This window comes from Peribacillus alkalitolerans (assembly GCF_010882125.1).
In the GTDB taxonomy this organism is placed as follows: Bacteria; Bacillota; Bacilli; order Bacillales; family DSM-1321; genus Bacillus_BN; species Bacillus_BN alkalitolerans.
In genome coordinates this window covers 84639-104804 of the sequence record NZ_JAAGVZ010000014.1, presented here as the reverse complement: position 1 = coordinate 104804, position 20166 = coordinate 84639, and the positions used below count along the sequence as shown (strand labels likewise).

Genomic DNA, 20166 nt, shown 5'->3' with positions numbered 1-20166 from the left:
AGAGGTCACACCCGTTCCCATTCCGAACACGGAAGTTAAGCTCTTCAGCGCCGATGGTAGTTGGGGGTTTCCCCCTGTGAGAGTAGGACGTTGCCAGGCTGATATTATTCCGCAGTAGCTCAGTGGTAGAGCACTCGGCTGTTAACCGAGCGGTCGTAGGTTCGAATCCTACCTGCGGAGCCAAATATGCTTCCATAGCTCAGCAGGTAGAGCACTTCCATGGTAAGGAAGAGGTCACCGGTTCGAGTCCGGTTGGAAGCTTATTTAATTCAAGTATGGCCCGTTGGTCAAGCGGTTAAGACACCGCCCTTTCACGGCGGTAACACGGGTTCGAATCCCGTACGGGTCACCACTTAATAATGGAGGATTAGCTCAGCTGGGAGAGCACCTGCCTTACAAGCAGGGGGTCGGCGGTTCGATCCCGTCATCCTCCACCATTTATTTATGCCGGTGTAGCTCAGTTGGTAGAGCAACTGACTTGTAATCAGTAGGTCGTGGGTTCGACTCCTATCGCCGGCACCAGTTTATTAATATGTGGAGGGGTAGCGAAGTGGCTAAACGCGGCGGACTGTAAATCCGCTCCCTCCGGGTTCGGCGGTTCGAATCCGTCCCCCTCCACCATTTAAAAAACCATGTGGATCAGTTATATTAATCCAAGATCAGGGGATTATATAATTACCACCTATTTTTTTGCCTGTTTTTACATATTGGGGTATAGCCAAGCGGTAAGGCATAGCACTTTGACTGCTACATGCGTTGGTTCGAATCCAGCTACCCCAGCCATTAGAGCCATTAGCTCAGTCGGTAGAGCATCTGACTTTTAATCAGAGGGTCGGAGGTTCGAGTCCTCCATGGCTCATCTTTAATGCGGAAGTAGTTCAGTGGTAGAATACAACCTTGCCAAGGTTGGGGTCGCGGGTTCGAATCCCGTCTTCCGCTCCACTTGAATTACTATATATCATGGGGCCTTAGCTCAGCTGGGAGAGCGCCTGCCTTGCACGCAGGAGGTCAGCGGTTCGATCCCGCTAGGCTCCACCATCAAACTACATAACACCAATTCTTGTCTTAAATCAATTATGATTTAAGACTTTTTTTATAAAAAGGATTATAGTTTTCTCCTGTCTCAACGAGAATAGGCATTGTTTTGCTTTTTTAAAGAGCGAATAATCATACATTTTTTTGTCGAGTTGAGTCATTCATTTTTTTCAGGATACAATGTAAGTAGATAATGATTAGGAGGAGATTATATGAAGAATATTTCAATCATTGGAGTGCCAATGGATTTAGGGCAAACACGACGTGGAGTAGATATGGGACCTAGTGCCATCCGATATGCTGGAATTGTAGAGAGATTAGAAGCACTGCACTATGATATCGAGGATTTAGGTGACATCAGCATTGGACAGGCTGAACGCGCTTCAACAGAACTTAAATTACGTAATTTGAAATCGGTTGCAGAAGGAAATACAAAATTGGCTGAACAAGTAGATCAAGTCATATCCAATGGCTCATTCCCGCTTGTCTTGGGTGGGGATCATAGTATTGCTATAGGAACCATTGCTGGTGTGGCGAAACATTATCAGAATCTAGGGGTCATTTGGTATGATGCACATGGAGATCTTAATACTTCAGAAACATCTCCTTCTGGAAATATCCATGGGATGCCCCTTGCTGTTAGTCTTGGATTAGGTGATCCGACATTGACTAATATCCTTGGGTATGCTCCTAAAATTAAGCCTGAAAACGTTGTTATTATTGGTGCTCGTTCACTTGATGAAGGGGAAAGAGAACTGATAAAGGAAATTGGCATTAAGGTCTATACCATGCATGAAATCGATCGTATGGGGATGGCAAAGGTAATGGAAGAAGCAATTTCTTACTTAAAGGGTAAGACAGATGGCGTCCATTTATCATTGGATTTGGATGGTTTAGATCCAGCAGATGCACCGGGAGTTGGAACACCAGTACTTGGTGGGATTAGTTATCGTGAAAGCCACTTGGCTATGGAAATGCTTGCAGAAGCGCAGTTGATCACTTCAGCAGAGTTTGTTGAGGTTAATCCTATCCTGGACGAGAAAAATAAGACTGCTACAGTGGCTGTGGCACTAATGGGTTCATTATTTGGAGAAAAGCTACTTTAATTTTTAACAATAGTAAAGTCAGGGAGGTTTCTTGCTCCCTGGCTCCTTGTTATAGTTTTCCTCTCATGAGAAGATACTGATTTATTAAGGAATCTAATTCAATACTGGCTTGAATTACTTTAGAGTTTTCTAATGAAGTTTTTTGAGCTAAAGTTATCATTCTTTCCCTTACTTCTTCGATATTCTGTAATAATTGCTGCATTTCAACGGGCATATAGATTCCCCTCTTTCTCCCTATAAATAGTATTACATCTTTTTTCCCTTATTTTGGATAATTAAACACTATTTTTATTTTTTTTGTTACACTATTTTTGTAGGAATTATGAAACCTTTACGCTTACGATTCGTACATATCGTATAGCCGCATAGGGCGGAGGGTAAATAGAAGATGGAACTACTCGTCAAACAGAGAATTAAAGAAGTGCTAAAAGGCGATCAAAATGCCTATAGTGAGATTGTTGAAATATATAAGGATAAGGTTTATCAAATATGTTATCGTATGCTGGGGCATCGTCATGAAGCAGAGGATATGGCACAAGAAGCCTTTGTCAGGGCATATGTTAATATACACAGCTTCAATATCAATTTAAAATTTTCTACTTGGCTATATAGAATTGCTACAAACCTTTGTATAGACCGTATACGAAAGAAAAAGCCAGACTATTATTTAGATGCAGAGATCGCTGGCACAGATGGTCTGGATATGTACTCACAGGTAGCATCAAATTCTCCTGGACCTGAAACTGAAGTGGAAAGTTTAGAATTGCAGGATACAATCCAAGCAGAAATTATGAAATTACCTGAAAAATATCGATCGGTGATTATCTTGAAATATATTGAAGAGTTATCATTAAAAGAAATTAGTGAAATACTGGATATGCCAGTAGGAACGATAAAAACTAGGATTCATCGTGGAAGAGAAGCATTACGTAAACAGCTGAGCCATTTATAAAAAAGCAGGTGATGAAGATGAAATGTCCAATCGAAATAGAAGAATATATGCATGAGTTTCTAGACCATGAAATTAGCGCCGAGCATGAAAGGATACTTCGACACCACTTGCAGGGGTGCAAGGATTGTCAAATTCATTTTCATGAATTAAAAAGGGCCATTGCGTTAGTCCAAAGCACTTCTCATATTGAAGCACCATCAGACTTTACTCAAAAAGTAATGGCAAGCCTTCCAAAAGAAAAGAAGAAGGTAGGGGTACAGCGTTGGTTAAAGCACCATCCTATTTTAACAGCCGCCGCAGTATTTGTTGTATTAATGGGTGGAACCATGTTTACTTCTTGGAACGAGGATCATCAGTTTTCTTTCTCGAAACAACCAGAATTAGTCGTTGAAAAAGACACTGTGATCGTACCGGCTGGGAAAACGATCAATGGGGATGTTACTGTTAGAAACGGGAATATCAAAATTGAAGGAAAAGTGAATGGGAATGTCACGGTCATCAATGGAGATAAGTATTTGGCTTCCGCTGGGAACGTGACTGGTGATATAGAAGAAGTGAATCAAGTATTCGAATGGCTTTGGTATAAAATCAAAGATACAGCCAAGAAGTCTCTTCAATTTGTAAAGGGAGAAGAGAAGGGCGTGTCATCCAAATAGGATGGCTTTTCTTTTTGTATATTAGGACAGTAGTAAGGGCATTAATATTCCCAATTCTGGAATAAGAGTACCCTTTACCCTTATTTATTTTTTTGAAAAGTTCGTCAATCGATGAGTTTCTTAAAAGAACGGTGCATATTGGGAGAGAAATTATAGTTTGTGGTATAATAGTAAAGTTATCGGAAAAAATCGGAGGAAACATTATATAGTTTCTTATTCACCGACTGGAGGAAGTAACGTGTCATTATCAAATCTTACTTTCCTTGATGTATTCATAAATATTATTGATGTTTTGGTAGTGTGGTATGTCATTTACAAACTACTGATGGTAATACGTGGAACGAAAGCTGTTCAGCTACTAAAAGGGATTTTTGTGATTGTTATAGTTCGCAGCTTAAGTAGTTTCTTTGGGCTTACCACTCTAGGATGGTTGATGGAACAAGCGATGACATGGGGATTCCTAGCTATCATCATCATTTTCCAGCCAGAGCTAAGAAGGGCACTTGAGCAATTGGGAAGAGGAAAGATTTTTGCCAGGTCCACCATGCAAGAGGAAGAGGAACAAGAGAAATTGGTTGATGCCATCGTTAAAGCGACTGCCTATATGGCAAAGCGACGAATTGGTGCTCTAATCTCAGTTGAGAGGGAAACTGGTTTGAGTGATTATATTGAAACAGGGATTGGTCTTCAATCTAAAGTTTCATCTGAATTGCTAATCAACCTGTTTATACCTAATACACCTCTTCATGATGGTGCGGTCATTATACAAAATAATAGTGTGGCGGCAGCTGCCTGTTATCTTCCACTTTCCGAAAGTCCATTTATCTCAAAGGAACTTGGAACACGCCATCGTGCTGCCCTAGGTGTCAGTGAAGTGACAGACTGTGTGACCATAGTCGTTTCTGAGGAAACAGGGGCCATTTCTTTGACTAAAAACGGAGAATTGCACCGCGACCTAAGTCAGGATGCATTCAAGGAATTATTAACTAATGAACTACTGCTCGCCAATAAAACACAGGCTACTGCCCGTTGGAACTGGAGGGTGAAGAAACATGGATAAGTTGATGAACACCTCATGGTTTATTAGGGTAGTCGCTTTATTGTTAGCTGTTTTATTGTACATATCGGTTAGTTATGACCCCGAGACTACTCCAGGTGGTCTAGGCTTTTCTACTCCTTCCAAGTCTGACGAAGAAGTAGTAGAGGATGTACCGGTAGAGCTTTATTATGATCGTGAGAATTTAGTCGTGACGGGAGCCCCCGAAACAGTCGACGTAAAATTACAGGGTGTTAAGAGTTTGCTGATTTCAGCCAAGAACAATCGGGAATTCAAGGTATATATTGATTTATCCGACCCTGAAATTACATTAGGTCGAAAGCAAGTGCCTATAAAAATTAGGGATATCAGTGATAAATTGAAAGCTACTATTGAACCGGCATATGCAAATATTACGATTCAAGAAAAAGTAACAAAGGAATTCACCGTTGAACCCGAATTTAATCGTTCATTGCTTGAAGAAGGGTATTTGGCTGAAGAGCCTACTGTAAGTCCAGCAAAGGTCAAAATTACAGGAGCTAAAGATATTATTGATCAGATATCTTATGTGAAGGCTACTGTTGAGTTAAATGGCACTGTGAATGATACAGTCTACCGACAGGCTAGAGTACGAGCTTTAGACCGAGATTTAAATAAATTGGATGTCTCCATTGAGCCAGAAATAGTGGATGTTAAAGTCCCAATCAAGAGTCCAAGTAAATCTGTAGCGATTACTCCTATTCAGAAGGGGAATCCAAAAGAAGGATATGTTATTAAATCTATTTCCATCAGTCCAAATACAATATCCCTCTTCGGAAAAAAATCTGTGTTAGATTCTATTGATAATGTGGAGGTCCCATTCGATGTAAATGGATTGGATCAGGATACAGAATTAAACATACCAGTTAGCTTACCAGAAGGGGTTAAGACTGCATCCACTCCAGAAGTGAAAGTAATCCTTGATATTGAAAAAGTAGATGAAGCTGGCACTACTTTACCTGGTGAAGAAGGTAATGAAGAGAATGGTGAGGATATTTCTAGAACGTTCCAGAATGTTAGAATCCGATATGTGGGGTTAGGAAAGGATTTTGAAATAGCTTTCCTTTCCCCCCAATTGGGTACTTCAAATGTCACGATTTCTGGTAATACAATTGATGTAAACGATATAAAAGCATCAGATATTCAATTATCGCTAAATGTAGAGGGATTACAAGAAGGGGAGCATGAACTTCCTTTGCTTCTTAAGGTACCAAATGCGGTAAGAGGAAATGCTGACATAGATAAAGCATTGGTTTCCATAACGAGAACTACAGAAGGAACTTAAACAGTGGACTAATAGAAAACATAGCAAGCATAAGGAGCGAATAGATAATGGGTAAATATTTTGGAACTGACGGAGTCAGAGGCGTCGCAAATAGCGAATTAACACCAGAATTAGCCTTTAAACTTGGTCGTTTTGGGGGATATGTGTTAACAAAAGATACGCAACGTCCCAAAGTTCTAATAGGACGAGATACGCGTATTTCTGGTCATATGTTAGAAGGTGCATTAGTTGCAGGTTTGCTTTCGATAGGGGCGGAAGTCATGCGATTGGGTGTGATTTCAACACCGGGTGTGGCTTATTTAACAAAGGCATTAAATGCGGAAGCCGGCGTTATGATTTCAGCTTCTCATAATCCAGTAGCGGATAATGGTATTAAATTCTTTGGTCCGGATGGGTTCAAGTTGTCAGATGAGCAAGAATTAGAAATAGAACATTTGATGGATCTTGAGCAAGATACACTTCCAAGACCAGTTGGGGCAGAATTAGGACATGTGAATGATTATTTTGAAGGTGGACAAAAGTACCTTCAATATTTAAAACAAACAGTGGATGAAGAGTTCACTGGAATTCATGTAGCGCTTGACTGTGCACATGGGGCAACATCTTCCCTTGCTACGCATTTATTCGCAGATTTAGATGCGGATATCTCGACGATGGGAGCATCTCCAAATGGTTTGAATATCAATGAAGGAGTCGGGTCTACCCATCCTGAAGCACTTGCGGCATTCTTAAAAGAAAAAGGCGCTCACGTTGGACTAGCATTTGATGGTGATGGAGATCGTTTAATTGCAATAGATGAACTAGGAAATATTGTCGATGGCGATCAGATTATGTACATTTGCGGGAAATTCATGAAAGAGCAAGGTCGTCTGAAGCATTCGACTGTTGTTTCGACTGTAATGAGCAATCTTGGCTTCTACAAGACATTGGAAGAACATGATGTAAGAAGTACTCAAACAGCGGTTGGAGATCGTTATGTTGTAGAAGAAATGAAAAAAGGTGGCTTTAATCTAGGTGGCGAACAATCTGGGCACATCATCTTCTTGGATTACAACACAACAGGAGATGGATTGCTGACAGGTCTGCAACTAGTGAATATTATGAAGGTTACTAAAAAGCCCCTTTCTGAATTAGCAAACGAAATGAAGAAATACCCACAAAAGCTGGTTAACGTCCGTGTAAATGATAAACATGGCGTGACGGAAAATGAAAGGGTACATGAAATTATTACACAAGTAGAGGAAGAAATGGGCGGAAATGGTCGCATTCTTGTTCGTCCTTCTGGAACGGAACCACTGGTTCGTGTAATGGCAGAGGCTCCAACACAAGAAAAGTGTGACGAGTATGTCGGGCGTATCGTATCTGTTGTGGACGCGGAAATGGGACTAAAAGAATAGGTTCGTAAAAATATGCATAAGTGGCACTAATTGTCCTCTTATGCATATTTTTATTATAGGGGTTGTTGTTTATTTCATGAGCATGCAGGGAAAAGAAGCGTTGGAGTGATATCCCTTTTCTCTTGAGAATTCTACTGCCTTATATTTTCAGTTGACGGATTTGCATCCATCATGTATGATTATCCTGTTTTTGCAAAATCCATTTGTAAAAACTGTCAGTCGTCCAAATTCATAATGAAAGGTGGATCGTTTCATACTAACTTTATATAATTAAAGCGCCTGAACTAGGCTACGGACGTGAAAAAAGCTTAGTTGACGAGGAGGAGGAGTATCGAAGTTTCGGCGGATACCTCCCGGCTGTAAGTGCACAGCCGCAGAAATTTTTTCTTTAAAACATTGGGGCAACCTTATGGACAAAGAGAAAAAAATGCACACATTCAGAGATAAGGGGACAAGGGTGTCCCCGTACATTCTTGTCCCCCTTCAATTTTGGGAGGATACTAATTATGTGTGGAATTGTTGGATATATTGGAAATAAAGATTCGAAAGAAATTTTATTAAAAGGCTTAGAAAAGCTTGAATATAGAGGATACGATTCAGCTGGAATCGCAGTGATGAACGAAGTAGGCGTAACGGTTTTCAAGGAAAAAGGTCGCATCGCTGATCTTCGTGAAGTCGTAGAAGAGAATCTCATTGCACAAACAGGAATCGGTCATACTCGCTGGGCAACTCACGGAGTACCAAGCAGAGTGAATGCGCATCCCCATCAAAGTACTTCAGGTCGTTTCACATTAGTGCATAATGGAGTGATTGAAAACTACTCTTCTTTAAAGCGTGAATATTTAGAAGGTGTGGAACTTATTAGTGAAACGGACACAGAAGTAATTGTTCAGATGATTGAAAAGTTTGTGGAAAACGAAGATTTATCTACTGAAGATGCATTCCGTAAAACTTTAAAGTTATTGAAGGGTTCTTACGCTATTGCATTATTGGATTCCGAAAATGATCAAACGATTTTTGTTGCTAAAAACAAAAGCCCTTTACTTGTAGGTGTAGGAGAAGGCTTTAATGTTGTAGCTTCTGACGCAATGGCTATGATTCAAGTGACAGATCAATTCGTGGAATTAATGGATAAGGAAATGGTCGTTGTTACAAAGAATAAAGTAACCATTACTAAATTAGATGGTCAACATGTTGTTCGTGACCCTTATACTGCTGAGCTTGATGCTAGTGATATTGAAAAGGGAACGTACCCTCACTACATGCTAAAGGAAATCGATGAGCAGCCTCTTGTAATGCGTAAAATCATTCAAGCCTATCAAAATGAAGCTGGTGATTTAACAATTGATGCGAAGATTTTAGATGCGATGAACAGTGCGGATCGCATCTACATCGTAGCTTGTGGAACGAGCTATCACGCAGGATTGGTTGGAAAGCAGTTCATTGAGAATATGGCTAAAATCCCAGTTGAGGTTCATGTTGCTTCTGAATTCAACTATAATATGCCATTGCTTTCAGAAAAACCATTATTCATCTTCATTTCTCAAAGTGGGGAAACAGCTGATAGCCGTGCAGTACTTGTATCTGTTAAAGAGCTTGGACACAAGGCTTTAACCATTACAAACGTTCCGGGATCAACTCTTTCTCGTGAAGCGGACTACACATTGTTGCTACATGCAGGACCTGAAATTGCGGTTGCATCTACTAAAGCTTATACAGCGCAAATTGGTGTTCTTGCGATTTTAGCAAATGTAACTGCTGAGCACCGTGGAATCAAGTTGGGCTTTGACCTAGTGAAAGAGCTTGGAATTGTAGCAAATGCGATGGAAGTTCTTTGTGATACGAAGGATGAGTTCGAAAACATTGCTCGTAACTTCCTTTCAACTACACGTAACTGCTTCTTCATAGGTCGTTCTCTAGACTTCTTCGTTGGTTTAGAAGGTGCATTGAAGCTAAAAGAAATTTCCTATATTCAAGCTGAAGGCTTTGCTGGTGGAGAATTAAAGCACGGTACAATTGCTTTGATCGAAGACGGTACTCCAGTTATCGCACTTGCTACTCAAGAAGCGGTTAACTTAGGTATCCGTGGGAATGTAAAAGAAGTTGTTGCCCGTGGTGCAAACCCATGTATCATCTCTATGAATGGTCTTCAAGAAGAAGATGACACATTCGTCGTACCAGCTGTGCATGAACTATTAACACCTCTTGTCTCTGTAATTCCATTGCAGCTTATCGCTTACTATGCTGCCCTACACCGCGATTGCGACGTAGATAAGCCACGTAACTTAGCGAAAAGCGTGACTGTGGAATAATCCTATAAATGTAATAAATTTAAAAGTACAAATAATGATGGTAAGTAACAAATAAAGTTGGTAATTAACTTATTTCGTTATTTTATCAAAGGGATAGAGTTTAGATAACTCTATCCCTTTTTATGAATTTTTTTAAAGTAGTTATCCAAAAAAAGAGACAGTGTTTAGTAACTCTTTATCAATTAATTTAGAATAATTATGTTGAAATAAAGTGAAGGTTGTGTAGGAATATACTTAAACTAAAAGGAGAATTAGTTTACCAAGAAAAGCAGATGTTCCAAGATCCATACAAGACAGTGTGTTGCATCTAAAAACACTCTAAAATACAAAACAGTGGGAAACGAAGCTTCCCACTGTTTATTACGTTATTTAGCTGGTTTTTTCAATAATAGTTTTGAAAATTTCATTGATTGATTTTCGCTAACAAATGTGGAACCTAAAAGCAATGCCCCACCACACAATTGAACAAATGTCATATGTTCTTGCAAGATAACAGCAGAAATCAATAAAGATGTGATTGGGTCTATATAACTTAATGCAGCGATACTCTGTCCTTTTAATTTCTGCATACCAGAGAAGAAAAACAAGAATCCAATACCTGTGTGTACCATCCCTAAGATTAAAATAAATGGAATTGAAGAACTTGATACATCTAAAAAACCGAATCCTTCAGTAAAGAATACATATGGCACGAGAAGTAATGTCGCTGTTCCAAGCTGAATTAATGTAGTTTCTAACCCATCCATGTTTTTGATGAACTTGTTGAATAGCATTAATGAAGCGTAGAATACGGCTGCCATTAATCCATAGCCTATCCCAATTAAATCATCTAATCCTGATGTACTTAAACCACCATTACCAACAATTAATAACATACCTACCATGGCTACACCAATGCAGATTATTTTCTTTGTTGATAATTTTTCCTTAAGTACATGTGGAGAAAGAATCAGGACAAACACAGGTGCAAAATAATAACTTAGTGCTGCGTTAGAAATAGTCGTATGCTTGTATGCTTGGAAAAGGAAAATCCAATTTCCACCCAATGCAACACTCGAAAGTAATAACACTAAGGCATTTACTTTAACCAATCCCCATGAAATTTTTTTCTTCATCATGAAAATGACTGTAATTAAAAATAAACTACCAATTATACCACGTAATAAAGCTATTTCACTCGAAGCTAAATCAATGTATCTTACAAATACACCAATCGTACCAAAGATTATCATTGATAGTAGGAATTGAATTTTAGATTTCATCGTCTACTCCTTCGAATCTGCGAAACAGCTTATATTTCGCAGATTCTTAATCTGTTTTTAATATAAGCTTATTTTGTGCTGATTCAACAGCTGGAGTAAACGGAGGTGGTGATGTTGAAAATGACTTCCCAGTGTATAAATGTAAATTTGATAATGGCACAATAATCCCCCTATTTCTATTAGCATATTGTTATTACCAATTTTATCATATAAATGCTTTTATTGGACTAAAGGGAGATTAGTTAAATAACAACAGAGGAGCTTTGTGACCTCGGCTCCTATTCCATTAGTAGTTTTTCAATCAACTCTTTCTTAAATACTTGTTGTGACTTTGTGTTTTTGAAACCTAATTGGGTATAAAACTCAAGTGCATCTAACCTTGATTTATTGGTCCGTACTCTTATTTCATGGAACCCTGATAATTCAGTCCATTCTTCACATTTTTCCACTAGAGTTTTGCCAATTTTTAACCCTCTGAAATTATTGTCAACAATCAATCCCCCAATCTCTATATAAGGTGGTGATTCAATCAAATAACGACCGTGAGCATGAATCCACCCAATAAGTTTATCTGAAAGTTCTGCAACATAAACAACATTATCTTCTTGATTTAGTATTCTACTTAATCTCTCAATAACTAGATTTTCTTCCACAAATGCATGTTTTGAATCGAACTTTATTCAAAACCAACATATTTATTCTTTACCAGACTAATTTTCAATTGATTTATGAAACTTTCTAACTATTTTGTAATTATAATCAAACCGTTTACAGCCTGCCTTCGTTTCCTTTAATAGTACTGTAAAAATCATGTTTGAAATGGAGGAAGAATCATGAAGAAGACTGTGTTCCTATCAGCTCTACTGCTCTTTGTAATTACGGCTGCCGGATTGTCAGCCTATGCAAAAATGGACCGTAAGACGGTGACTCAGGTGACGTCAATTTCCAGCCAAAGTGATCCTGTCATCCGAGTGTACGGACCGGGCGGACCACTTGGACCGATCAAGGAGGCTGCTGAACATTTTTCAGCTGAAACGGGAATCAAGGTAGAAGTAACAGCTGGACCAGAGGGCAAATGGATTGACCAGGCAAAACAAGATTCAGATATTATTTTCGGTGGCTCCGAGTATATGCTGCAGGACTTCATCTTTAACCACCCTGAAATGATCGACACTAAATCACGTACGGAGCTTTACCCGCGTGCAGCAGGAATATTGGTGAGAAAAGGAAATCCTAAGAAGATTGAAAGCCTGGAGGATTTAACGAAAAATGGAGTAAAAATAATCGATGTGAATGGGGCTGGCCAGCTTGGCCTGTGGGAAGATATGGCAGGCAGAAAAGGGCTGATCGAAGGCATTTCCCAAAATATTAATCTTTCTGTCAAGTCGAGTGCCGAAGCCATTGAACGATGGAAATCGAATGATAGCTTGGACGCCTGGATTACCTATGAATCGTGGCATTACCGGCTCCAGGATGTGACCGACCTGGTCGAACTGCCCGAAGAAGAAAAGCTCTATCGTGGAACGCCGATCGCCCTGACGAAAATCACCGATCAGAAAAAAGAGGCACAGCAATTTATTGATTATTTAAGAACGGAAGAATCTCACCAAATCTTTCAAAAATGGGGCTGGAAGTAAGAACGAGCCTTAAATCTAAAAAACTGGGAGGAACAAACATGAAAAAAGGAATTTTTACCCTCGTGATACTTTCGATTATTTTTGCTTTGGCTGCCTGCGGAAAAAGCACAGTGGAAAAAACAGAGACGGATCAAACGGAACAAGCCCAAACGGAACAAGCCCCGGCTGACAGCCTCCAGCTTTTGGAGAATGAGAAAGCCAAAGAGTACCTGGCGGATCCACAGGGAAGGGCTCTGTATTACTTTAAAAAGGACGAAGTAGGAAAAAGCAATTGTAGCGGTGACTGCCTAGCAAACTGGCCGGCATTTACCCAGGAGGATTTCGCCGTCCAGGAAGGTTTTGATAAAAAGGATTTCGATACAATCACAAGAGAAGACAATGGGGAGAAGCAGGTCACGTACAAAGGCTTTCCTCTCTATTATTTTGCAAAAGACCAACAAGTAGGCGATGTAAACGGACAAGGAGTAAAAGATGTATGGTTTGTCGTAAACAGCGAAACAGATTTTGAATAAGCCTGCCCAGGGAACGATCAGTTGCGGTCGTTCCCATCCTTACTTTTAATATAGTAAAATGGCAAATATATTCTTATCCAATAGCAGGGAGTGCCACATGAAAGAAAAACACGCTGCGGAATTAATGAGATTGGTAAACGAAAAAAACGGTCACGCATTAGAGGAGCTGTATGATCGATATATAAAGCTTGTGTACGGCTTCGTTATGAAGTTTTGCAATGGGAATGAGGATGAGACGAAAGAGATTATTCAGTTAGTCTTTTTGAGGCTTTGGACAACAAACAGCCATTACGATCCCTCTCAAGGCAGCTTTGTAAATTGGCTCCTCACGATTACCCGCAATATTTGCATTGACTACCTCCGGAAAGAGAAGAGGCAGACGCAACACCATCAAGAGGAACATGAAGAGATCGCCGACCCTGCCAATGCAATCGAGCAACGTGTAAATACGAATGATATTGCGAAAGCGAAAAACAAATTGCCGACGGCGCAAAGAAAATTAATCGATTTGCTTTATTGGAAAGGGTATTCTCTTTCAGAGATTGCCAAACTGGAACAAGAACCGCTCGGCACGATTAAAAGCAGGCTTCACCAGGCTCTTAAAGGATTGAAGAAGCATCTAGAACTGGAGGATATAAAATGAGAAGGGATTGTGATCATTTAATTCCATACATAGCAAATGAGCTCAAGGAGAGCGAACATATGGCCTTTGTTGAACATTTAAAGAATTGTACGGAGTGTAAGAAAGAATATCAAGAATTGTCCCAGGCCTGGCAAGCTTTGCCGTTTGATTATACCGAAATCGAGGTGCCTGAAACGCTAAAAATCGAGGTGCTGGGGTTTGTTTTTGATCACAAAGAGAAAAGCGGTAAGGAAACAATCATGGCTAAGATAAGCAGGCTTGCTATGATGCTCAAAAGCCAGTTTACTCCAGTTTCAACCAGTATCGTGGCCGTAATGTTACTTGCGATTATTGGCCTTGGATTAGCGAATGTACAGGAAAAAAATCGCCATGTCGAAAATATACCCATTGAAATTTTAGCGGCCATTCCCTTAAAAGCAGCCAATCAAAGCCACCCGGGAACAAACGGCATTGCCTATATTGTCCAGCGGGAATCAGAGAAAAATTTGGTGGTACAGGTTCACGAATTGCCCGGAGTCGAAGGTTCACAGGTTTACCAGGTTTGGCTGCTGAAAAACGGCAAGAGGGAAAATGGTGGCATATTCAAGCCGGACGAAAACGGATCCGGAATATTGACCTACCAGCTCGCAGAAGGGCAGACTTTTGATCAAATCGGCATCACCGTCGAACCGGACGCCAACAGCAGCCAGCCAAGGGGAGAAAAAATAGCCGGGTCATAGAAGGTAACAGAAAAGGACAGATACATTTTAATTAGCTGGCTAACCTTATATGACGAACGGGTGCTAATGTTCAAGAAACTTACCCAAAAATGATCCGAATTTTTTATAAAAATTCCATCTGTATTCTAAACTGTAGAATCCATTTTGATCGATCTTTTTTCAAAATGGATTCTTTGCATTTGTAGCAATTAATCATTTAATATTTAAAATAAAGATTGATTTATTATAAAACAAATTCTTAAACCATTATGTGTAAAAACAATAAGGAGGAAACTAATATGACAAAAGGAAATAAAGTCAGCAATAATAAGGAGATGTCACTAGAACAACGGGAGGGCTTACTCAAAGTATTGAAAGCCCGTTTTGAGAAAAACATGAACCGCCATAATGATATTGAATGGGCTAAAGTCCAAGCAAAGCTGGAAGCTAATACTGAAAAACTGTGGTCGCTCAATGAAATGGAAGGAACTGGCGGTGAACCGGATGTTGTTGGTTATGATAAAAAGAAGGACGAATACATTTTTTATGATTGTTCAGCGGAAAGTCCTAAAGGTCGCAGAAGTGTTTGTTACGACCATGAAGCGCTGGAGTCAAGGAAAAATCATAAACCAGAAAATAACGCTATGGATATGGCAGCTGCCATGGGCATTGAACTATTAACGGAAGAACAATATCGAGCATTGCAGAAAATTGAAAATTTCGATATGAAAACGTCGAGCTGGGTGCAAACACCCCCTGATATTAGGAAACTCGGCGGTGCCCTTTTTTGCGATCGTCGCTTCGGACACGTCTTCGTGTATCACAATGGTGCGGACTCTTACTATGCTGCCAGAGGGTTCCGTGGCTCTCTAAGGATCTAAATTTTGCACAGACAGCTAAATTTGAATTGAGAACGGATCACCTGTTAGATGGTACCTATCTTATAGCCTATATTTACTAAGTTATTAATTCGGTAGAGTTAATCCAAAAGGGTAAACGCTATTTATCCAAAAGTTTTTGATCTAAAGGGGTAGTTGATCTAGGAGGATTAACGGCCTTTTTTGTTGAAATCCTTTATGAACAAACGCGCAAAAAAGTACTTTAGGCAATTCTTAAGACAGAAGAATTGCCTGTTCTATTAAAAGGGAATATCAGGGAAATATTATTATATAATAGAGGTACAAATTCATTATTAGAATAGTAATTAGAATAACTTTATTACAATAGATAGGGTCTAATCATTAAATTATTGGGAACTGGGGGATGAAAGAATGCAAATCCGTGAAATTGAAGAAAAAGACAATAAAACAATAGAGCAAATTATTAAAAGCTCATTAGAATCATTTGACTTAAATATTCCAGGAACAGCCTATTTTGACCCCCAATTAAGCAATCTAACACAATTTTACAAGCAACAATCAAATGCAAAGTATTGGGTTGCAGTGAATGAACAAGATGAAGTGGTAGGCGGTGTGGGTATTGCACCATTTGGACAGAAGAGGGGGATTTGCGAGCTGCAAAAGCTATACATTACTCCAGAAGTTCATGGTATGGGTCTGTCAAAGGAGCTGATGAAAGTAGCACTCGACTTTGCCAGGGAACACTATACATACTGTTACTTAGAAACATTGGAGAAACTACAAGTAGCTAATCTTCTTTACATCAAATTAGGTTTCCATCAACTTGAAAAAGCACTAGATGGTTCAGAACATAATGCAATGGACGCTTGGTATATAAAAGAATTATCGTGAATAACGTATTTTTGAACCATTTATACCACTAACGGTTGCGGTAATCTAGAAGGGTTATCAGATGATTTTCAATATATCCCAAAAGGGAAGTATGTTTTCGAATTTATATCTCACCATTTATCTGGTACCGAAAAACTTCAAGCTGAAGCAATTATGAAGTTACCATTGATGGAAATGTGTTTTCAGTATTTAAGTATCATAGAAATTATTAATAATGAGGAAAACGACCTTTGCATAAAAGGTCGTTTTTAACAAGCTGTCTGCAAAGGCAGCTTATTTTTTTAAATTCTCTTTAGCCATTTTAATCATCTCTTTTACCATACTGCCACCAATTACCCCGCCAATTTTTCCAGCTTGCTTAGAAGTTAGTGTGCCGTTGTAGTCTTTGTTAAGGGGAACTCCAAGCTCATCTGCGACCTCAAACTTAATCTGATCGGGCTCGTTTGGATTGGATTTATACCCTTTCTCTTTCATCACCTTTGCTTTTAAATTATCTAATTCTCCCCTAGCCTCTGGTATAAGTGGTCGGCGTTTTCTCTTAGTCACATAAATCCCTCCTTTTTCCTATGTTGCCCAATCTACAAGCAAAACATGATTGACATATTACCTAGTGTAAAATCCTATATCTACCACTAAAGTATGAAAATATCAGAAAAATTAAACGTTTTATTGACGCTGATTTATGCCTTTTCTATAATAAATTACTAAAATAGGAAAAAGGAGATTAGAGAAACGAAATCTTTCATTTTTCTAGTTTTTCTGAAGGAAAATGAAAGCGCTATTAAAAAATGAGGAGGGAAAATCATGCGATCAAAGAAGGTAAGTAAGTTAATTAGTGTATTTACAATCATTCTATTAATTTCTGCACTTTTTCCACAAGTGTTTTCTGGAAAATCTACCGTTGTAGAAGCAAAATCTTGGGATTCATATTCAGAAAAAATCATGGCGAAAGATATACCTAACCTAGCCCTAGAATTAGAGATCCAGGGAGTTCTAAAACTTGCTAAAAATTATAAGGTTTTTCAGAGAGTAGATGGAAAACTTTATCACAAATCACTTAATGATGTAAGAGTCGGTGCTGAAAATATCGCTGTATTAGTAAATCATAAGAAGGAAGTTACAAAAATCTATATTGATGGTCCTACACCAATCAAAAACATGAGAGTTGGTATAATGACAACTAATTTTGTGTCAACGGACCATAACTTGATTAAGATGAGTTCTCCAACAGGACTTACGATTGTTGATAAAGTCGCCAATGAAACACTTGTAATTGGTGCAAATGAGTCGATTACATTTACACCAAATTCCCATGAGATTACAGTAACAAAGGATGACAATACGGTATTACATACTTCAAAAAATAGACTCTATATTTCTACAGATGAATCTAGTAAAATCGCAATCGGTAGTATTATAGACCGAGTACTACAAAGCCTGAAGGGCCAGCGTATAGAGGCTTTTTTGAAATAACAGCATCAGCAGCAGGTGATAAACTTCATTTAATAAATGAAGTGAATTTAGAAGATTATTTATTACAGGTAGTACCAAGTGAAATGCCGGCTACCTTTGGTCTAAACGCTTTAAAAGCACAGTCAGTTGCAGCTAGAACGTATGCTTTAGGAGATTATTTAGCTGATAGATTTGCTAAGGAAGGCTTTTTTGTATTAGACAGTGTAATGAGCCAGGTTTATAACAATTCAGCGGAAAATGCACTTACGTCTCAAGCTGTACAAGAGACTAAAGGAGCCATTATGCTTAGTAAGGATGGAAGTTTAGTAGATGCTAGATACTATTCGACATCCGGTGGTTATGGTGCATCCAAGCACCAAGTATGGTCAGATGCAGATGGATCATTCCCAGGGCATGAAGTTCCATATTTATTAGCACAAAGTCATACGTTTGATCCTAATGATCAAAGTAAAATGCTAGAAATAGATACATCAAACGAACAAGAAATACTAGACTTTTATAAAACATTATCTCACACAGGATATGATGGAACGTCTCCTTGGTTTAGATGGAAAGTAACATTATCTAAGGAAGAACTATCAAATACGATTAATAAGAATATTGGTGCTAGACAAGTTGCAGACCCTAATTTTGTACTGACAAAAAATGAATCTGGTGAATTTGTAAGCCTTCCAATCCCTGCTGAAGGTATTGGAGAATTTAAAAACATGTACGTTGAAAAACGTGGTGATGGCGGCAATATTATGGAGCTCGTTGTGGAAGGCTCAACAGGAACCTATAAAATTGTAAAGGAATTCAATATTCGATTTACAATTAGACCAACATCTACTTATACAGGTGGTGGAACTGTAGTATTGCACCGTGCGACTGCCGGAAGTACAGTCTATAATGCACCGACAAATAACTATACGATTCTTCCTTCTGCATTCTTTAATTTCGAAATAGGCGAAGATAATAGTGTTACATTCTTCGGTGGTGGAAATGGTCACGGTGTCGGAATGAGTCAATATGGGGCATCTCACCTAGGTTTAAAAATGGGGTGGGGATATGACCAAATCTTAACAGCGTATTATCCGAATATGACATTGAGCGATGTTTCTGTTATTGGTGTTCCCTTGAATAAATAATGAAGACAGCACGTTAGAGAATAATTCATGAGAATGACCGGGCTTTGTCCGGTTTTTTTCATTGAATAAATTCATCTTTTTGCAGCTAGTTTGAGAGTAATTTTACGGAGAGATAACCAATTAGATAAACACGGTCTTGTTCTGCTTATAACCGGAATAATTAGTGGTATTTTCGGCTCTATGATGGGTGTCTTTGTTTATAGATGATATTTTTATTTTTTAGTTCATTTAGAGCTGTCTTTAAGTCAGCTTCTTCTTTTAGCTATAGGTGGTGCAGTTTAGTGGAAGAGTCCTGTTTGGTCTTTGTTCAACAAAAGTGCCATATTCTGAAATAAAGTGATTGATCAAATAATGGAATTTTGAAATTAATTTTTATTAATGGAGCAGTATAATTTGTTGAACAAAGAAAGGATGAAGATCACATGATATTTACTTCGCAGTACCGTGATAACCTACGTTCTGAACTAATAGAAACAGCTCAAAATGACCCCCGAATTAATGGTGCAGCGGTTACAGGTTCGGCATCAGTGGGTAAGGAGGATCGCTGGTCGGATATTGATCTCTTCTTTGGAATTGAAGAAACAATGTTGCAACAGACTTTAGCTGATTGGACGGAAATGATGTATGGTAAACATGATGTAGTACATCATATTGATGTGATTTCGAGGTCAACGATTTACAGAGTATTCCTTCTCCGAAACACGCTGCAGGTTGATCTTGCATTCTCTCCTTCTTCGGAATTTGGTGCTCGTGGATCTACTTTTAAGTTGCTATTTGGAGATCCAGTCGAGGAAGTTCATCCCACCTCTAAGCAAACGGTGGAGTATTTGATTGGGTTAGGTTTTATTTATGCACTTCATGTGAGAGCATGTATCCGGCGAGAACAATGGTGGAGAGCAGAATATTTTATTAGAGGTGTCCGTGATACAATACTGAATTTGGCTTGCATGAAATACAACCTTCCGTTACCTGAAGCACGGGGTATAGATAGTCTGCCGAGGGAGGTCACCGCACCACTTGAAAAGGCTCTTGTTAGAGAATTAAACGCCAGTGAAATCTTGCGTGCATTTAGGGCAACCATGAATGTTTTCCTCATTGAACTACAAACTATCGATGTAGCGTTAAGTAGTCGGATTTTGGAAACCTTAAAGGATGTGGTCGAAACTACCGTGGCAGGCGTAGCGCCATAAGTAGTCGTCTTTATGTCTGAGGCCAGCTGCCTTTTTGGTAGCTTTTTTTATTAAA

General features: G+C 39.0%; 20 protein-coding genes, 10 tRNA genes and 1 rRNA gene. 27 read left to right on the top strand and 4 right to left on the bottom strand.

Annotated elements, in window-relative coordinates; translation table 11 throughout:
• The 12 genes from rrf to rocF all read left to right on the top strand — a co-directional run.
• Nucleotides 1–99, top strand: a 5S ribosomal RNA gene (gene rrf, locus G3O09_RS16285); the annotation flags it as partial.
• Nucleotides 100–108: 9 nt separating this feature from the next.
• Nucleotides 109–183 (top strand) — tRNA-Asn (locus G3O09_RS16280).
• A 5-nt stretch (nt 184–188) separates the two neighbouring features.
• Nucleotides 189–261, top strand: a tRNA-Thr gene (locus G3O09_RS16275).
• 16 nt (nt 262–277) lie between these two features.
• Nucleotides 278–352, top strand: a tRNA-Glu gene (locus G3O09_RS16270).
• A 9-nt stretch (nt 353–361) separates the two neighbouring features.
• A tRNA-Val gene (locus G3O09_RS16265) sits at nt 362–437 on the top strand.
• 9 nt (nt 438–446) lie between these two features.
• Nucleotides 447–522, top strand: a tRNA-Thr gene (locus G3O09_RS16260).
• Between the two features lie 14 nt (nt 523–536).
• Nucleotides 537–621, top strand: a tRNA-Tyr gene (locus G3O09_RS16255).
• Nucleotides 622–708: 87 nt separating this feature from the next.
• Nucleotides 709–783 (top strand) — tRNA-Gln (locus G3O09_RS16250).
• 3 nt (nt 784–786) lie between these two features.
• Nucleotides 787–859, top strand: a tRNA-Lys gene (locus tag G3O09_RS16245).
• Nucleotides 860–867: 8 nt separating this feature from the next.
• Nucleotides 868–942: transfer RNA gene (locus G3O09_RS16240), tRNA-Gly, on the top strand.
• Between the two features lie 20 nt (nt 943–962).
• Nucleotides 963–1038 (top strand) — tRNA-Ala (locus G3O09_RS16235).
• A gap of 209 nt (nt 1039–1247) precedes the next feature.
• Nucleotides 1248–2141 carry an arginase gene (gene rocF / locus G3O09_RS16230; RefSeq protein WP_163102525.1) on the top strand — a complete coding sequence of 298 codons (894 nt, stop codon included), beginning with the start codon at nt 1248–1250 and terminating at the stop codon, nt 2139–2141.
• Nucleotides 2142–2190: 49 nt separating this feature from the next.
• On the opposite strand, the gene G3O09_RS16225 is transcribed toward rocF, so the two are convergent.
• Nucleotides 2191–2355 carry an aspartyl-phosphate phosphatase Spo0E family protein gene (locus tag G3O09_RS16225; protein WP_163102524.1) on the bottom strand — a complete coding sequence of 55 codons (165 nt, stop codon included), beginning with the start codon at nt 2353–2355 and terminating at the stop codon, nt 2191–2193.
• Between the two features lie 174 nt (nt 2356–2529).
• Here G3O09_RS16225 and sigW point away from each other — a divergent pair, with 174 nt between their 5' ends.
• The 6 genes from sigW to glmS all read left to right on the top strand — a co-directional run bounded on the left by sigW (nt 2530) and on the right by glmS (nt 9818).
• Nucleotides 2530–3093 carry an RNA polymerase sigma factor SigW gene (gene sigW / locus G3O09_RS16220; protein WP_163102523.1) on the top strand — a complete coding sequence of 188 codons (564 nt, stop codon included), beginning with the start codon at nt 2530–2532 and terminating at the stop codon, nt 3091–3093.
• 17 nt (nt 3094–3110) lie between these two features.
• Nucleotides 3111–3749, top strand: coding sequence for an anti-sigma factor family protein (locus G3O09_RS16215; protein WP_163102522.1), 639 nt, complete (start codon nt 3111–3113; stop codon nt 3747–3749).
• A gap of 238 nt (nt 3750–3987) precedes the next feature.
• Entirely contained in the window at nt 3988–4809 is an 822-nt protein-coding gene (gene cdaA / locus G3O09_RS16210; protein ID WP_163102521.1) for a diadenylate cyclase CdaA, read from the top strand.
• On the top strand, nt 4802–6109 hold the full coding sequence (locus G3O09_RS16205; RefSeq protein WP_163102520.1) for a CdaR family protein: 1308 nt from the start codon (nt 4802–4804) through the stop codon (nt 6107–6109). The genes cdaA and G3O09_RS16205 overlap by 8 nt, the downstream gene beginning before the upstream one ends.
• Nucleotides 6110–6156: 47 nt before the next feature.
• Nucleotides 6157–7506, top strand: a complete 1350-nt coding sequence (gene glmM / locus G3O09_RS16200; RefSeq protein WP_163102519.1) for a phosphoglucosamine mutase — start codon at nt 6157–6159, stop codon at nt 7504–7506.
• A 506-nt stretch (nt 7507–8012) separates the two neighbouring features.
• Nucleotides 8013–9818, top strand: coding sequence for a glutamine--fructose-6-phosphate transaminase (isomerizing) (gene glmS / locus G3O09_RS16195; RefSeq protein WP_163102518.1), 1806 nt, complete (start codon nt 8013–8015; stop codon nt 9816–9818).
• Nucleotides 9819–10183: 365 nt separating this feature from the next.
• Here the strand turns inward: glmS and G3O09_RS16190 are convergent, their stop codons facing one another.
• Complete coding sequence (locus G3O09_RS16190) at nt 10184–11080, bottom strand: DMT family transporter (RefSeq protein ID WP_163102517.1); 897 nt, start codon at nt 11078–11080, stop codon at nt 10184–10186.
• 278 nt (nt 11081–11358) lie between these two features.
• Nucleotides 11359–11733 carry a GNAT family N-acetyltransferase gene (locus tag G3O09_RS16185; protein WP_240338469.1) on the bottom strand — a complete coding sequence of 125 codons (375 nt, stop codon included), beginning with the start codon at nt 11731–11733 and terminating at the stop codon, nt 11359–11361.
• A gap of 180 nt (nt 11734–11913) precedes the next feature.
• On the opposite strand from G3O09_RS16185, the gene G3O09_RS16180 reads away from it, so the two are divergent.
• The 6 genes from G3O09_RS16180 (at nt 11914) to G3O09_RS16155 (ending at nt 16321) form a co-directional block, all read left to right on the top strand.
• On the top strand, nt 11914–12717 hold the full coding sequence (locus G3O09_RS16180) for an extracellular solute-binding protein (RefSeq protein ID WP_163102516.1): 804 nt from the start codon (nt 11914–11916) through the stop codon (nt 12715–12717).
• A 38-nt stretch (nt 12718–12755) separates the two neighbouring features.
• The gene (locus G3O09_RS16175; RefSeq protein WP_163102515.1) at nt 12756–13229 is read left to right on the top strand and encodes a hypothetical protein; all 474 of its coding nucleotides are present in this window, start codon (nt 12756–12758) and stop codon (nt 13227–13229) included.
• A gap of 97 nt (nt 13230–13326) precedes the next feature.
• Nucleotides 13327–13872, top strand: a complete 546-nt coding sequence (locus tag G3O09_RS16170; protein ID WP_163102514.1) for an RNA polymerase sigma factor — start codon at nt 13327–13329, stop codon at nt 13870–13872.
• A 59-nt stretch (nt 13873–13931) separates the two neighbouring features.
• Complete coding sequence (locus tag G3O09_RS16165) at nt 13932–14591, top strand: anti-sigma factor (RefSeq protein WP_240338468.1); 660 nt, start codon at nt 13932–13934, stop codon at nt 14589–14591.
• Between the two features lie 278 nt (nt 14592–14869).
• On the top strand, nt 14870–15451 hold the full coding sequence (locus tag G3O09_RS16160; RefSeq protein ID WP_163102512.1) for a DUF4256 domain-containing protein: 582 nt from the start codon (nt 14870–14872) through the stop codon (nt 15449–15451).
• A gap of 390 nt (nt 15452–15841) precedes the next feature.
• The gene (locus tag G3O09_RS16155) at nt 15842–16321 is read left to right on the top strand and encodes a GNAT family N-acetyltransferase (protein ID WP_163102511.1); all 480 of its coding nucleotides are present in this window, start codon (nt 15842–15844) and stop codon (nt 16319–16321) included.
• 273 nt (nt 16322–16594) lie between these two features.
• On the opposite strand, the gene G3O09_RS16150 is transcribed toward G3O09_RS16155, so the two are convergent.
• Nucleotides 16595–16867: an alpha/beta-type small acid-soluble spore protein gene (locus G3O09_RS16150; protein ID WP_163102510.1), complete on the bottom strand. Its 273-nt coding sequence runs from the start codon at nt 16865–16867 to the stop codon at nt 16595–16597.
• Nucleotides 16868–17125: 258 nt separating this feature from the next.
• Between G3O09_RS16150 and G3O09_RS16145 the strand changes: the two genes are divergently transcribed.
• The 3 genes from G3O09_RS16145 (at nt 17126) to G3O09_RS16135 (ending at nt 20111) form a co-directional block, all read left to right on the top strand.
• Nucleotides 17126–17794, top strand: a complete 669-nt coding sequence (locus G3O09_RS16145) for a hypothetical protein (RefSeq protein WP_163102509.1) — start codon at nt 17126–17128, stop codon at nt 17792–17794.
• Nucleotides 17791–18921 (top strand): SpoIID/LytB domain-containing protein, encoded by a 1131-nt coding sequence (locus G3O09_RS16140; protein WP_275898324.1) that lies wholly within the window; start codon nt 17791–17793, stop codon nt 18919–18921. The genes G3O09_RS16145 and G3O09_RS16140 overlap by 4 nt, the downstream gene beginning before the upstream one ends.
• 422 nt (nt 18922–19343) lie before the next feature.
• Nucleotides 19344–20111: a nucleotidyltransferase domain-containing protein gene (locus tag G3O09_RS16135; RefSeq protein ID WP_163102507.1), complete on the top strand. Its 768-nt coding sequence runs from the start codon at nt 19344–19346 to the stop codon at nt 20109–20111.
• Nucleotides 20112–20166: the final 55 nt, after the last annotated feature.

Excerpts from the sequence above, each read along its gene's own strand:
- G3O09_RS16160 (WP_163102512.1), top strand. The coding sequence starts at position 14,870 with ATGACAAAAGGAAATAAAGTCAGCAATAATAAGGAGATGTCACTAGAA.
- glmS (WP_163102518.1), top strand. The coding sequence starts at position 8,013 with ATGTGTGGAATTGTTGGATATATTGGAAATAAAGATTCGAAAGAAATT.
- G3O09_RS16165 (WP_240338468.1), top strand. The coding sequence starts at position 13,932 with ATGGCCTTTGTTGAACATTTAAAGAATTGTACGGAGTGTAAGAAAGAA.
- G3O09_RS16170 (WP_163102514.1), top strand. The coding sequence starts at position 13,327 with ATGAAAGAAAAACACGCTGCGGAATTAATGAGATTGGTAAACGAAAAA.
- G3O09_RS16135 (WP_163102507.1), top strand. The coding sequence starts at position 19,344 with ATGATATTTACTTCGCAGTACCGTGATAACCTACGTTCTGAACTAATA.
- G3O09_RS16205 (WP_163102520.1), top strand. The coding sequence starts at position 4,802 with ATGGATAAGTTGATGAACACCTCATGGTTTATTAGGGTAGTCGCTTTA.
- G3O09_RS16180 (WP_163102516.1), top strand. The coding sequence starts at position 11,914 with ATGAAGAAGACTGTGTTCCTATCAGCTCTACTGCTCTTTGTAATTACG.
- G3O09_RS16190 (WP_163102517.1), bottom strand. The coding sequence starts at position 11,080 with ATGAAATCTAAAATTCAATTCCTACTATCAATGATAATCTTTGGTACG.
- glmM (WP_163102519.1), top strand. The coding sequence starts at position 6,157 with ATGGGTAAATATTTTGGAACTGACGGAGTCAGAGGCGTCGCAAATAGC.
- G3O09_RS16155 (WP_163102511.1), top strand. The coding sequence starts at position 15,842 with ATGCAAATCCGTGAAATTGAAGAAAAAGACAATAAAACAATAGAGCAA.
- G3O09_RS16225 (WP_163102524.1), bottom strand. The coding sequence starts at position 2,355 with ATGCCCGTTGAAATGCAGCAATTATTACAGAATATCGAAGAAGTAAGG.
- sigW (WP_163102523.1), top strand. The coding sequence starts at position 2,530 with ATGGAACTACTCGTCAAACAGAGAATTAAAGAAGTGCTAAAAGGCGAT.
- G3O09_RS16215 (WP_163102522.1), top strand. The coding sequence starts at position 3,111 with ATGAAATGTCCAATCGAAATAGAAGAATATATGCATGAGTTTCTAGAC.
- rocF (WP_163102525.1), top strand. The coding sequence starts at position 1,248 with ATGAAGAATATTTCAATCATTGGAGTGCCAATGGATTTAGGGCAAACA.
- G3O09_RS16145 (WP_163102509.1), top strand. The coding sequence starts at position 17,126 with ATGCGATCAAAGAAGGTAAGTAAGTTAATTAGTGTATTTACAATCATT.
- G3O09_RS16175 (WP_163102515.1), top strand. The coding sequence starts at position 12,756 with ATGAAAAAAGGAATTTTTACCCTCGTGATACTTTCGATTATTTTTGCT.